Annotated in this window: 12 protein-coding genes; 11 read left to right on the top strand and 1 reads right to left on the bottom strand. The window is 40.3% G+C overall.

Translation table 11 applies throughout. From position 1 onward, the window contains the following. Nucleotides 1-2: 2 nt before the first annotated feature. From LY28_RS00520 to LY28_RS00485, 8 genes are all read left to right on the top strand, one after another. Nucleotides 3-1,799 carry an ABC transporter ATP-binding protein gene (locus LY28_RS00520; RefSeq protein WP_110460209.1) on the top strand — a complete coding sequence of 599 codons (1,797 nt, stop codon included), beginning with the start codon at nucleotides 3-5 and terminating at the stop codon, nucleotides 1,797-1,799. Further along, complete coding sequence (locus LY28_RS00515) at nucleotides 1,789-3,546, top strand: ABC transporter ATP-binding protein (RefSeq protein ID WP_165835450.1); 1,758 nt, start codon at nucleotides 1,789-1,791, stop codon at nucleotides 3,544-3,546. Before LY28_RS00520 ends, LY28_RS00515 begins: the two co-directional genes overlap by 11 nt. A 49-nt stretch (nucleotides 3,547-3,595) precedes the next feature. Further along, nucleotides 3,596-4,651 (top strand): cysteine peptidase family C39 domain-containing protein, encoded by a 1,056-nt coding sequence (locus tag LY28_RS00510; RefSeq protein WP_110460207.1) that lies wholly within the window; start codon nucleotides 3,596-3,598, stop codon nucleotides 4,649-4,651. Nucleotides 4,652-4,671: 20 nt separating this feature from the next. Next, a complete protein-coding gene (locus LY28_RS00505) occupies nucleotides 4,672-5,127 on the top strand; it encodes an aminoacyl-tRNA deacylase (protein ID WP_110460206.1) in 456 nt (151 codons plus the stop codon). Between the two features lie 24 nt (nucleotides 5,128-5,151). Then, the gene (locus tag LY28_RS00500; RefSeq protein WP_110460205.1) at nucleotides 5,152-6,159 is read left to right on the top strand and encodes an ABC transporter substrate-binding protein; all 1,008 of its coding nucleotides are present in this window, start codon (nucleotides 5,152-5,154) and stop codon (nucleotides 6,157-6,159) included. A gap of 17 nt (nucleotides 6,160-6,176) precedes the next feature. Continuing rightward, nucleotides 6,177-7,094, top strand: a complete 918-nt coding sequence (locus LY28_RS00495; RefSeq protein WP_110460204.1) for an ABC transporter permease — start codon at nucleotides 6,177-6,179, stop codon at nucleotides 7,092-7,094. Beyond that, on the top strand, nucleotides 7,087-7,863 hold the full coding sequence (locus LY28_RS00490) for an ABC transporter ATP-binding protein (RefSeq protein WP_110460203.1): 777 nt from the start codon (nucleotides 7,087-7,089) through the stop codon (nucleotides 7,861-7,863). Before LY28_RS00495 ends, LY28_RS00490 begins: the two co-directional genes overlap by 8 nt. A 126-nt stretch (nucleotides 7,864-7,989) precedes the next feature. Then, nucleotides 7,990-8,214: a hypothetical protein gene (locus LY28_RS00485; RefSeq protein WP_110460202.1), complete on the top strand. Its 225-nt coding sequence runs from the start codon at nucleotides 7,990-7,992 to the stop codon at nucleotides 8,212-8,214. A 50-nt stretch (nucleotides 8,215-8,264) separates the two neighbouring features. Here the strand turns inward: LY28_RS00485 and LY28_RS00480 are convergent, their stop codons facing one another. After that, nucleotides 8,265-9,194, bottom strand: coding sequence for a magnesium transporter CorA family protein (locus LY28_RS00480; RefSeq protein WP_110460201.1), 930 nt, complete (start codon nucleotides 9,192-9,194; stop codon nucleotides 8,265-8,267). Nucleotides 9,195-9,875: 681 nt separating this feature from the next. Between LY28_RS00480 and LY28_RS19325 the strand changes: the two genes are divergently transcribed. From LY28_RS19325 to LY28_RS00465, 3 genes are all read left to right on the top strand, one after another. Next, on the top strand, nucleotides 9,876-10,052 hold the full coding sequence (locus LY28_RS19325; protein ID WP_207658041.1) for a hypothetical protein: 177 nt from the start codon (nucleotides 9,876-9,878) through the stop codon (nucleotides 10,050-10,052). 123 nt (nucleotides 10,053-10,175) lie between these two features. Next, the gene (locus tag LY28_RS00470; protein WP_165835449.1) at nucleotides 10,176-11,852 is read left to right on the top strand and encodes a pyridoxal phosphate-dependent decarboxylase family protein; all 1,677 of its coding nucleotides are present in this window, start codon (nucleotides 10,176-10,178) and stop codon (nucleotides 11,850-11,852) included. Further along, entirely contained in the window at nucleotides 11,812-12,669 is an 858-nt protein-coding gene (locus LY28_RS00465; RefSeq protein WP_165835448.1) for an alpha/beta hydrolase, read from the top strand. The genes LY28_RS00470 and LY28_RS00465 overlap by 41 nt, the downstream gene beginning before the upstream one ends. Nucleotides 12,670-12,751 lie beyond the last annotated feature (82 nt).

Below are 12,751 nucleotides of genomic sequence, written 5' to 3'. Positions count from 1 at the left end.
CCTTGAAGAATACTGGTTCTATGAGGCTTTTACCGGCATTTTTATGGATGTACCGGTATGTAAAGCCATACAGGCTATGGCTTTTTACAGGAATATTAAGTTCAGTGATTGTTGTATTTCTTAATATTGTAAAGGCCGATGTTATTAACAGGCTTATTAGTAATGCCCTGAGCCTTAAAAATAATTTTTTATATACCCTTGGACTGATATTTGTCATTGTCTTGATTTCAGGTGCTTTTTTCAGCTATTTGCTCAAATACTCCGTGGGGAGGTTTGGAGTATTTGCAGCAAGAGATTTGAAAAACTCTGTTGTAAGTCATATTTCAGGTCTTGAAACCGGTGCTGTCGGTGAAATTCATTCCGGTACGCTTGTATCAAGGTTTAATAATGATTTGCAGGCGATAGAAGGATTTATAAACGGCAACCTTGTAAATATGTTATTTCAGCCCGTTATGTTTATATGCTCGATTGCATATATGGGAGCTGTCAATTGGAAGCTGCTTGTTGCCAGCTTTATATTTACACCTGTATCTGTATATTTTTCAAACAGGCTTGGGGGAAAGATAGGAGTACATTCAAAAGAATATCTGGAACACATGGGGAGCGCAGCTGGAATAATAAAGGATTCCATAAGCGGCATCGAGACTGTTAAGTCGTACAATCTGGCAGACTATCTTATGGGGAAATGCCGCGGATATTTCGAGAAGGCAAGGAATAAGGCGGTCTGTATTGAACGGTGCAAGATGCACCTCTTTCCGTTTGTAATAATATTAATGGAGATACCCGGTGTCATATGTATATTGTTCGGTGGATATCTGACGCTGAACGGCGAAATGAGCGTGGGAGAGCTGGTGGCATTTTTTCAGATGCTGAATTATGTGGTTCAGCCATCTACGATGATTCCATGGCTAATAACAGATATTAAAAATACCGGTGGTGCAATAGAAAATATTAATACGCTGTTCCTTAAAAAATCAGAGCGCAGTTCGGGTGAGGATTATACTGCAAGAAACGGATACGCTGTTGAATTTGAAAATGTTTGTTTTACATATAACGGAGGGACTGAAGTCCTGAAGGGAGCAGATTTTAAAATATCAGCAGGAGACAAGGTCGCAATAGTGGGAGCCAGCGGAAACGGCAAAAGCACCCTGCTTAATATTCTCTGCGGCTTTTATGAAGTCTCGTCGGGAAAGGTTAAGGTATTCGGCGAGGAAACGGGTAAATGGAGCTTGGAAGCTTTGAGACGTAAAATAGCCTATATTTCGCAGGATGCATTTTTATATCCGGCTTCAATATATGAAAATATTCTTTACGGAAACCCGGCAGCACCGGAGAGGTGTGTTTCTGAAGCGGCTGAAACAGCTCATGCCCATGAGTTTATCAGCAGTCTGCCTGAGAGCTTTAATACAATAGCCGGGGACGGCGGAATAAAGCTTTCAGGAGGCCAGAAGCAGAGAATTGCAATTGCAAGAGCTGTTTTGAAGAATGCTCCGATTATATTAATGGATGAGCCTACCTCGGCGCTTGACAGTCAGAGTGAGGAACTGGTGTATGATACTGTTTTCAAGTGCTCCGGAGACAAAACGGTATTGGTTGTGGCTCACAGGCTTTCTGCCATAAAATGGGCGGATTATTATATTGTTATTGATGAAGGTGTTGTAAAGGAACAGGGGTCATATGAGGAGCTTATGAAGGCAGACGGCGTTTTCAGGAGACTGTATGACATGCAGACGAAGGACAGCGGCTATATGGAATATGAAAGCTTAAATGCCGGGGCCGGAGGTGAAAATGTTATATAGGGGATTGTACTTCAAGGAATTATTCAGGATAATATCGGGTATGAAAAGGCATAAGTGGAAATACCTCACTGTACTGCTGATAAGCTGTCTTGATTATGGTGCCGCAAAAATTCTTATTGGCTTTCTGAATAAAGATCTCATAAATTCCGTAGTTCAGAATGACAGGCAATTGCTGGTTAGAGCATTTGTAACAGCAGCTGTGTGCGTAGTACTCTCGTGCGGCTTTTATCCTTTGGTGATGTATGAAATCGGGAAAAGCGTGAAGGATTACATGCTTGCATTGAGAACAGGTGCCGTAAAGCATCTGCTGAATATGCCGGTTTCCGGGGTTTACGGAAGCAGCAAGGGAGAAATGATGTCAAGGCTCACCGTTGACCTGAATCTGATTGATACCTCGCTTACAGAGCAGCTATGGTCTGTATTGAGGGACATCATATACGGGATAGGGTCGTGCGTTATCATGCTGCTTCTGGATCCGAGACTTTCGGCAGTTGTACTGCTGCTTGGAATAGCCTCGGCATTGGTTAACTCGGTGTATTTAAAAAAAAGCAAGCTTTTGAGCGATATGATACAGAAGAAGCTGGGGACTCTTTCTCAGCAGCTGATTGATGTTGTCGAAGGTTCAAGAATCCAGAAAATGTACGGGCTTGACGGAATTATCAAAAACAAGTATAGCAGTGAGAACGGACAAATTGCCCGGTTTCAGATGAAAAGAACCGTTGTTTCCGCAAAGATAGACGGTATCAATTTTATGCTGTCTACCTTCAATGTCATAGGAGTTCTGGGAATCGGAATATATATGTTTCTTTCGGGTCTTATTGATATAGGAAGTATTATAGCTGTTATAACCCTTCAGGCAGGTGTGACAAATATGTTCCTGCAGGTTGGAGTATTTCTTTCACAGCTTCAGGGCTCAATGGCAGGTGCAAAAAGATTTTTTGAATTTATGGATGAAGCAGAGGAGGTTTCTGTACAGGCTTTGAAAGAAGGCTCAGGCTTAGGAGCTGCGGAAGAGGACATGCTGGTTCTGAAAAATGTGGACTTTTGCTATGACAGAAGCAGCAAATTGCTTGACGGCGTAAGCCTGTCGGTTCCCAAGGGAAAGATGGCCGCACTTGTGGGAGCAAGCGGTTCAGGTAAGACTACGGTTATAAGGCTTATCCTGAGGTTTCTGGAGCACGGCAGCGGGAGTATATTTCTGGAAGGCAGAAGCATTGATGCTTATTCTCTGGAGGAACTGAGAAGTAAGATTTCTTATGTTCAGCAGGATTCCTTCCTTTTTGATTGCAGTATTGAGGAAAATATCAGGCTTGGCAGGCCGGATTCCTCGAAGGAGGATATTGTGGAAGCGGCCAGAACAGCCTGTGCCGATGAATTTATCAATAGGATGCAGCAGGGGTATGATACAAGAGTAGGGGAAAACGGAGTGCTTATCTCGGGAGGTCAGAAACAGAGAATTGCAATAGCCAGAGCTGTATTAAAGGATTCTCCCGTCCTTTTGCTGGATGAAGCTACTTCTTCGCTGGATTCGGAAAATGAATTTCTGGTTCAGAAGGCTATTGACAATATGGTAAGGGATAAGACGGTTCTGGTGATTGCCCACAGGCTTTCTACAATACGGAATGCGGATATAATATATGTCCTTGACAGCGGCAGGATAGCAGAAATTGGCTCTCACCGCGAGCTGCTGGGCAGAAAGGGCCTGTATTATAAAATGTATGTGTCCGGCCTTAAAACAGTAATATGATTTTATTTGTTCAGGCAGAAAAATTTATACGGTAAGAGGTGCTATTACTATGAAGTGTTTTTTGGATATGTCCCATTATTGTACAGATGGATTCAGAAATGACAATACCACCTGTATAGATATCCCTATTGCAGTTTCGGCAGGCTATTACAGCTATGAGAATTATTTTTACTATTTGTTTTATCATTCGGCACTGCACAATTGGACAGATATATCTTTAAAGGATTGGCAAGGGCTGAAAAGTACTGTTGCAAGAAAAATGGGGCTGGAGCTGGTTCCGAACACAATAGGCAATTCCAGCGAGGTGATACCAAAGATTAAGGAGAAGCTGGATTTATCCATTCCTGTTATGATGCCCACAAAGTATAAAGCTCTTTTTTATTTTTATCTTTCAGGGAATCCCGATGCCGCCCATTTTATATTGATAAGCGGGTATGATACCAAGCGCGGCTATATGTACATCCGGGATATAAATCATTTGTACGAAGCAGGGGTGCAGCAGTATATGACACCTCAGGCGACAGGACTGTTCGGAATATTTATGACTGAAAAAATGCTGGAGGACATATGGACTGACTCAAATAAATTTTTTAAAGAGGAGGGCGGCCCCCAGTCTCAGGAGTATTACTGCTTTGATTCCATGTTTCACAATATTCTTTATAGCCTTGAAAAGCGGGGAGAGCCTGAAATAGACAGCTATGATGCCTTGATCCGGGACTTTTGCAAAAATATCGCTTATAAGGATAACAGATTTATAACTGCTGTTAGACAGTATAACGATACAATGAAAAATATAAGGGAATATGCTCTGGGCTTTGAAATAGCTTTTTTCAGATGCCTGAACGTAATATTCGGAGTTATAGAAAAATGGCTGCAAAGCCACTCGGAGGAGCCGGGAGCAGACAAGCTGCTTCAGGAGTTTGCAGGAATAAGGAGCAGGCATTTTGAGTATAAGAGGGAGACGGTATTTGCCATCCTCGAAGCTGCAAAAAGCAGCACGGAATACAGCAGCGATAAAATAAAGAGTATTATAGGCACGGTAAAAGCCCTTGACAGTGAGCTTTTCGAATTTGTACAAGGGGCATTGCAGGTATTGGTTAAATAAAAAATATAATTTGAAGGAGGGTGAAGGCAATCAGTCTGAACAGTATTAAGGAACTGCTGCAAAAGCATGATATTTTATACGAAATTATACATGATGAGAGTCATATTTATTCTGTGAGCGATGCAGCCGGAATTTATAACCTCTCACAGACTGTTCCTGTTCTGGTGGTAAAAACCGACAAGGGATATTTTGCGGTTATAATGTCCGGTGAGCGCAGGCGTGTGGATTTTGAACTGTTAAAGGAGGCCCTGAAATGTGAGAAGGTAAAGCTGGCAGATAAAAAGGATGTTTTTAAGGTTACTGGATATGAGGCTGGCAGCGTTCCGATGGTTGGGCACGGTCTGCCGGGAGTGTTTGACAACAGGCTGCTGCTTCAAAAATTTGTATACGGCGGAGCCGGACAAAAAAATTATACATTGAAAATTGATCCAAGAGATATTGAAAGAATAACTGAAATTGTTGCTAAAATAGATTAGCCGGAATTCGGCGTGGAGGGTATTATGAAAAAATTTTTATCGGTAGTGGTTTTATTATGTATGACGGCGGCGATGCTGTCTTTTTCCGCATGTGCTTCCGGTGAAGCCGGTGAGAATAACTCTAAGGAGGAAACCGGCCTTAAAAAAATAGGGATTATACAGATAATGGAGCATACGTCACTGAATGAAATAAGAAAGTCAATACTTAAACGCCTTGAGGAAAAGGGGTATAAGGACGGAGAAAATATAACCGTAGATTATCAGAATGCACAGGGAGACCAAATAAATTTAAAAACCATAAGTCAGAAGTTTGTAAGCAGCAAATATGACATGATCATTGCAATTGCCACACCTTCAGCACAGGTAGCGGCAGGGGAGACAAGTGAGATACCCATAGTTTTTTCCGCATGTACAGACCCGGTTTCGGCAGGGCTGGTAAAGGATCTTGATAAACCGGGGAAAAATATAACAGGCACCTCCGATTTGATATCGGCGGAGTATAATATGAAGCTTGCACAGCGTATTACTCCCGGAATAAAGACCATAGGTGCCTTGTATAATTCAAGTGAGGCAAATTCGCTGCTTATAATTAAGCATTTGAAGGAATATGCGGACAAAAGCGGTCTGGATATAGTGGAGGGTACTGTTACAAATACCTCTGAGGTTCAGCAGGTTGCCCAATCACTGGCTGAAAAGGCTGATGCAATCTTTTCACCTGTTGATAATACTATTGCTTCTTCGATGCCTATGGTTTCCGAGATTGCGGTGAAGGCCAAAAAGCCTCTGTATGTGGGAGCTGATTCAATGGTAAAGGATGGAGGGCTTGCCAGTTGCGGAATCAACTATGAAATTCTTGGGAGGGAAACCGCAGATATGGTGATTGATATCTTCAACGGCAAAAAGCCGGGAGACATTCCGGTTAAAATTATGAAGGACATAAATATATGCGTAAACAAGGACATAGCAAAAAGAATTGGAATAACCATACCGGAGGATGTTCTTAAAGAAGCGGTACATATTTTCGGAAATTAAAATTGGGAGTAGATAAAATGACAGCTATTATTTACGGGACATTGGAATTAGGTATGATTTATGCAATTCTGGCACTGGGGCTGTATATATCCTTCAGGGTTCTGGATATGCCTGACCTCACCGTAGACGGAAGCTTTGTAACCGGTGCGGCTGTTTCAGCGGTAATGTGCCTGAATAATTATCCGTTTTTAGGATTGCTGGCGGCAATGGCCGCAGGAGGAATTACAGGAATAGTAACCTCCCTTTTGCATACAAGACTCAAGATTCAGATGCTGCTGTCGGGAATTCTTACAATGCTGGCACTGTATTCAATAAATTTGAAAATAATGGGGAACAGGCCTAATATTGCGCTTATAGGCAGTACTACAATATTTACTGCTTTTAAGGATACTCCTGATGAAAGCAATATAAAAATGATATTACTTTCTGCAATATCAATAATTGTTCTGGTAATGCTGTTTCTGTTTCTAAAGACAAAGCTGGGCTTTGCGGTAAGGGCAACGGGAAATAATGAGTGTATGGCTTCTGCACAGGGAATTAACACAGACTTTACAAAACTTATAGGTCTTGCGCTTGCTAATGCCCTGATAGCTTTATCAGGAGGGATACTGGCACAATACCAGTCATTTGCAGATGTGGGCATGGGAATTGGAATGCTGGTTGTAGGCCTTGCTTCCATAATGATTGGTGAAGTATTGTTCAGGCTTAAATCAATTTTTGGACTGCTTCTGGCTACGGCACTCGGTTCGGTGATTTACAGATTTATCATAATGGCTGCAATCAGGTTCGGAATGCCGCCAACAGATCTTAAGCTGGTTTCTGCTGCCATAGTAGTCCTTGCCTTATCTGTACCTGCGGTTAAAAATTATCTGATTCGGACAAGAAGCAGGCTGGCGGCTGTAAATATGAAGAGGAGAAAAGAATCCGATGCTTAAGGTTGAGGCAGTTAGTAAAATATTTTCTAAGGGAAGTGCAAATGAACGGCTTGCTCTTGATAATGTCAGTATTTCTTTCAAGGAGAGTGAGTTTGTAACGGTCATAGGCGGCAACGGCGCCGGAAAATCCACTCTTCTCAACTGTATTTCAGGCACCTGCGATTTAGATAAGGGTGTAATAATCCTTGATGGTGAAGATATTTCCTTTATCCCCGAATATAAACGCTCAATTTTTATCGGCCGTGTTTTTCAGGACCCGCTGAAGGGAACAGCCTATAATATGAGTATTGAAGAAAATCTGGCTATAGCCTGTGGGAAAGGCAAGCGCAGAGGATTTGGCGCAGGGCTGAAGAAGAGTGATATAAAAATTTTCAGGGAAGCCATAGCCCATCTGGGACTGGGATTGGAGGACAGAATGAAGCAGAGGGTTGGCCTGCTTTCAGGAGGGCAGCGCCAGGCACTTACCCTCCTGATGGCGACAATAGCAAAACCCAGATTGCTTCTTCTGGATGAGCATACTGCCGCACTTGATCCTTATACGGCCAAGAGAGTTCTGGATATAACAAGGGAGATTGTCGAACACAATAAGCTCTGTACGGTAATGATTACCCACAATATGAAGGATGCTCTCGCATATGGAAACAGGACTGTCATGATGAGGGAAGGGAAGGTCTTACTTGATATTAAAGGCAGTGAAAGAGAGGAAATGACGGTAGAAAAGCTTGTGCTGCATTTCGGAGTTAACAGTGACAGGCTGCTGCTGGGCTGAAAAAGGCTTTTACGGACAGAGCCTTCTTTAAGCTGCGATTGACTTGCCTTGATATAAATCAATATTCTATTTCGAAATTATATGTTATAATTGTACTGATAAAATTTATGAAGGAGAGATGGTTCCTTGTATTCTCTTAAAGAGAAATTTTATGATGGTCAGGGAGGTTTGCGAAATCCGGGAGATAGCTACTTTGATATCGAAGGAATTATTCGCGAACCGGGTGAGGATTATTTTGATTATCTAGGCATGTTAAGACGGTCGGATGAAGAATTTTACGACAGTCAGGGAATTTTGAGAAAGCCTGATGAATGCTTTTATGATGGCGCAGGGCATTTGTGTGAAAGATAAAAAATGTGTCCTTTTTCAGGAGGACACATTTAATTACAATCTGTATGGCTTTAAAACAGCTTTTTCTTATATAAGGTTATACCGGTAACTAAACACATAGCTAATGACATTATAACAATAATCCAAAAAGCAATCGGAGTCTTAAGAGGAATATTTACGTTCATTCCAAAAAAGCTTGATATCATTGTAGGAATAGCCATAACTATTGTTACTGATGTTAAAAATTTCATTACTATATTCAAGTTATTTGATATAACTGATGCAAAGGCATCCATGGTTCCGGAAAGAATACTGCTGTATATGTTTGCCATTTCTATTGCCTGCTTGTTTTCTATTATGACATCTTCAAGCAGCTCGGTATCTTCCGGATAGTTTTTTATATGCTCATATTTCATTAGCTTTTCTAAAACTACCTCATTGGATTTTAAAGAGGTTGAAAAATAAACAAGGCTTTTTTCAAGCTTCAGCATCTGAATGAGCTCCTTGTTTTTCATTGATTTATGCAAGTCCTGTTCTATCCGGCTGCTTGTCTTATCAATGTGCTTTAGGTACTCTAAGTATTTTGTGGCATTTTTATAAAGAATTTGCAGTACAAACCTTGTTTTATACTGTGTAAAAAAGCCCTTTACCTTGTTTGTTGAAAAAACATTGAGCAGTGTGTCACCCTTTAAGCAAACAGTAATAATAATATGCTTGATGAGTATAATCGCAAGAGGAATGGTAGTGTAAACATTCATTTTGCCTTCCTTGTCAACAATAGGAATGTCAACAATTATAAGCGTCTGTCCGTTATCACTTTCTATTCTTGCTCTTTCCTCCTCATCCAATGCAGCTTTCAAAAAGTCTGTTTCAACACTTAAAGCATTACTAACCTTGTTAATTTCTTCTTCGCTTGGATTGACAAGATTTACCCAAACACCTTCTTCAAAGGCATCCGAACGAACTATTTCACCATTAGCCGATTTGAAAATTTCTATCATTAAAATCACCCTCTTTTCTGTAGATATAATGAGGGTTTATCTGACAATGCTATACCACACTGGTAAACGGCACGGCAAACAAGCCCGCATCAATTAAAAAATATTGTATGTGGCTACTGCCACCTGGGTCACAATCCATACCGCTCACCTCCGTATTGCAGAATAAGACATAGTTTCGAGTACATTTTCTCTGGGATACCGTACGACAGTCAGGGCCGTTTCGCTGTTACACAGCTTTAGATTATCCAATACCGGTTAAATTTAGTACCCTTTTTTAAGGCAATTAATATTTGACTTTAGTCACCTTGTATTCCCTAGAGCAATATCAAGCTTCTTAACTAAATATATCATTGCTCGAATATTATACTCCTTTAAAAATTTTATTTCAATATATATTTCTTACAATTTAACAATTTTTGCGCATATTTTTTCAAATTTGGTGTTTTACCTTGATTAGATTTAAATTATTTAAATTTTTTACTTTTTGCGCTTATTTTTTTGAAATTGCTAAGTTATTGCTGTTTAAGAGAAATAAGAGCTATTGACATTTAATTACTAATAAGTTAAAATATAAAATTAATAAATAATGGTTAAAATACATTATTATGGAATTTAATGATGCTTAATGCAAAAGTCTGACACAAGTGTTTATTCAGAAGGTAAAAGTAAGCGATAATGCATATGATTTTGTTAACCGAAGTCAATTTTACAGCTTTAAGCCTTCGCAGGATAAAATATCTGGACAATATGTATCTTTTTCAGGCGAAATATACTTTTAAGCTGGCTGTTCATGGTTTAGGCATGGTATGTTTCTTGGATATTGCCTTATGGGAAAAAGAAGGTGATAAATTAAAATAGCTTGCAATCAGAACCTCAAGTTTTTCAAACATTTTACCAAAAGTTAATAGCGTAAATTATACAAAAACAAAACATATTTTTAAGTTATATTGTAATTTGTTAATTATGGTTTGGACAAAAAATATGAAAGGGATGAGTAATATTTTAAAATATTTTCAGGATCCAAATAGTAAAGACATTAATCGCTACATAGATATGATAAAGAGGCTGGATAGTTTTGTAGGCAAGCATGTGGATACAAATAAAAGCAGGCTTAACGGAGAAATTGAATGCTCGTATTATGATTATCTGAAGGAATGCAGGCTATCCTATGAGAGCAAAGACCCGACGGAAGTGTTTGAAGAGCTTTCTGAGCTTTTTAAAGGAGCTGTAAGGTGGAATAACCCGGGTACCATGATAAATATAAATCCTCCCGCAAATTTACCCGCAGCTGCGGCAGGTGCGTATACCATGTTTTTTAATCCTAACTTTGCGCAGGATATGCTGACGGGAAATTTAATAAAGTCGGAACTGGAAACCTGCAAATATTTGGCCGAATTAGCCGGATGGGACTGGGAAAGCTCACAGGGGATATTTACTTTCGGAGGCAAATCCACTGTTATGTATGCGGTAAAGGTAGGACTTCAGAAATGCTCTCAGGATATCGGCAAAAAAGGTGCAAAGGAGGATATTTTTGTTGTTTCTACAAGTCAGGGCCATCCTTGTCATGCGGAGGTATGTGATTGGCTGGGAATCGGAAAAGACAATTGCCTGAAAATGCCTGTGGATGAAAAGGGAAGAATAGCAATAGAAGAGTCTGAAAAAATTATTTCAGAGCGTATAGAGAGCGGTGGAATTTTGGCTTGTATTCTTGCTAATGGCGGTACTACCATACAAATGACGGTAGATCCAATAAAGGAGGTCACAGAAATGAGGGACAGGCTGGCAAGGAAATTCTCTCTGAATTATTTGCCCCATGTTCATGTAGATTCGGTTATTGGATGGACATGGCTGTTTTTTGAACACTATGATTTCGAAAAAAATCCCCTTGGCTTTGACACAAAGGTTTTAACAAAAATCAGGGCAATGTTTTTAAGAGTATCACAAATTACATATGCGGATTCGTTCGCGGCAGATTTTCATAAAACCGGTTTTTGCCCCTATGTGGCAAGTGTATTCATGTCCAGAGATAAAACTCAGATGTACGGCTTGGGAAATGTGGAGCCCATTGAATTAAATGAACTGGAATACGGAAATTACTCTCCGTTTCAATATACTTTAGAGTTATCAAGAGCGGGAACAGGGCCTGTGTCGGCACTTACCACGCTGAAATGCTTCGGGTATGAAGGCTTCCAGAAGGTAATAGGCAGTCTGATGACTGTAGGTGAGTATATAAAGGCTGCTATAAATGAAAATAGTGAGTTCGAGGTGATAAATAATGAAACGGAAGGCTTTGTAACATTATTTATCATCAGGCAGCCCGGAGAAAATATTAAATATAAGGAAATTTCGGATATGGACAGCGAAAGTGCCGCCCGCACGGCAGAGTACAATTATTACTTTTATCTCTATCTGATTGATAAACAGGCTAAGGGGGAGTGTACGTTTGTCTTGGATTACTCCGAGGGCTATGATAAAACCAAGAGCGGAGTTAAGATAGGAGTACTCAAGGCTTTTCCCATGTCTCCCCTTGCCGATGCAGAAAATATGAGAGGTATAATAAACGAGCTTTTTGAAATAAAAAAGGAATATGACCTGTGCAGGGAGGATTTTTCCCCTTGTGAAGTTTTACATAAGCCCCGGGCATTTGTTTGCAGGTAAAAATACCTTGCGTTTACAGGCCTGTACCGGCTTTAAATTTTTGGACGCTGCAATAAGAAAAAGAAGGAGAATAATATTGTTTAAGCTGGAGCTTCTGGGGAATGACAACGGATACCGATATAATATTCTGATGCTGCACGGCTCTAATCATGCAGCATGGTGCTGGGAAGACAACTTTATGCCGTATTTCAAGAGCGCAGGCTATAATGTGTATGCACTCAGCTACCGCGGTCATGGAAATAGTGAGGGTAAGGCTTTATTAAATACCTTTTCAGTCAGTGATTACGCTGAGGATGTTTATAAAGTTGTTAAGGGGCTGTCAAAGCCCACACTAATTATAGTACATTCACTTGGCGCGGCGGTTGTGCATGCATATTTAAGGTTATATCCGGATACTGTCTGCGGAATTATATTTATTGCTCCTGTTCCGGTTAATATTATGCTGCGGGAGACTGTCAGAAGCATTTTGCATGACAGGGGGAAAAAGCCGGAGGCCTTATTGTTTGACGGCAGGCTTTCAGATGAGGAAATCCGTAAATACAAAAGGCTGTTTCAAAAGGAAGAATCCATAAGAGTGAAATGGTCACTGCTGCTGGGAAGGCCGAAGCCTCCGAGGAATTTATGCATCCCGATGCTTACAATAGGGTCATGGCAGGATAAGGTGGTAAGTCCCATTAACATAATTAGACATGCAAGGTATTTCAATTCATATCTGGTTATGCTAAGTGAGCTGTGCCATGATATGATGCTGGAAAAGCAATGGGAAACAGCAGCTTCCGCAGCTTTAAATTTTATAAACGGGAAAATAGTAAAATAAGAAGGCGGGGTTTTTACATCTGCGTATTTATTGAAGTTTATTGTTGAAAGGTATTTATTAAAGATATACAATTGTACTTATT

Source organism: Ruminiclostridium sufflavum DSM 19573, from assembly GCF_003208175.1.
Lineage (GTDB): Bacteria > Bacillota > Clostridia > Acetivibrionales > DSM-1351 > Ruminiclostridium > Ruminiclostridium sufflavum.
This window is presented reverse-complemented; position numbering and strand designations above follow the sequence as displayed.

Coding starts and splice junctions, on each gene's coding strand:
- LY28_RS00515 (WP_165835450.1), top strand. CDS start 1,789: ATGTTATATAGGGGATTGTACTTCAAGGAATTATTCAGGATAATATCG.
- LY28_RS00510 (WP_110460207.1), top strand. CDS start 3,596: ATGAAGTGTTTTTTGGATATGTCCCATTATTGTACAGATGGATTCAGA.
- LY28_RS00500 (WP_110460205.1), top strand. CDS start 5,152: ATGAAAAAATTTTTATCGGTAGTGGTTTTATTATGTATGACGGCGGCG.
- LY28_RS00495 (WP_110460204.1), top strand. CDS start 6,177: ATGACAGCTATTATTTACGGGACATTGGAATTAGGTATGATTTATGCA.
- LY28_RS00490 (WP_110460203.1), top strand. CDS start 7,087: ATGCTTAAGGTTGAGGCAGTTAGTAAAATATTTTCTAAGGGAAGTGCA.
- LY28_RS00480 (WP_110460201.1), bottom strand. CDS start 9,194: ATGATAGAAATTTTCAAATCGGCTAATGGTGAAATAGTTCGTTCGGAT.
- LY28_RS19325 (WP_207658041.1), top strand. CDS start 9,876: ATGATTTTGTTAACCGAAGTCAATTTTACAGCTTTAAGCCTTCGCAGG.
- LY28_RS00470 (WP_165835449.1), top strand. CDS start 10,176: ATGAAAGGGATGAGTAATATTTTAAAATATTTTCAGGATCCAAATAGT.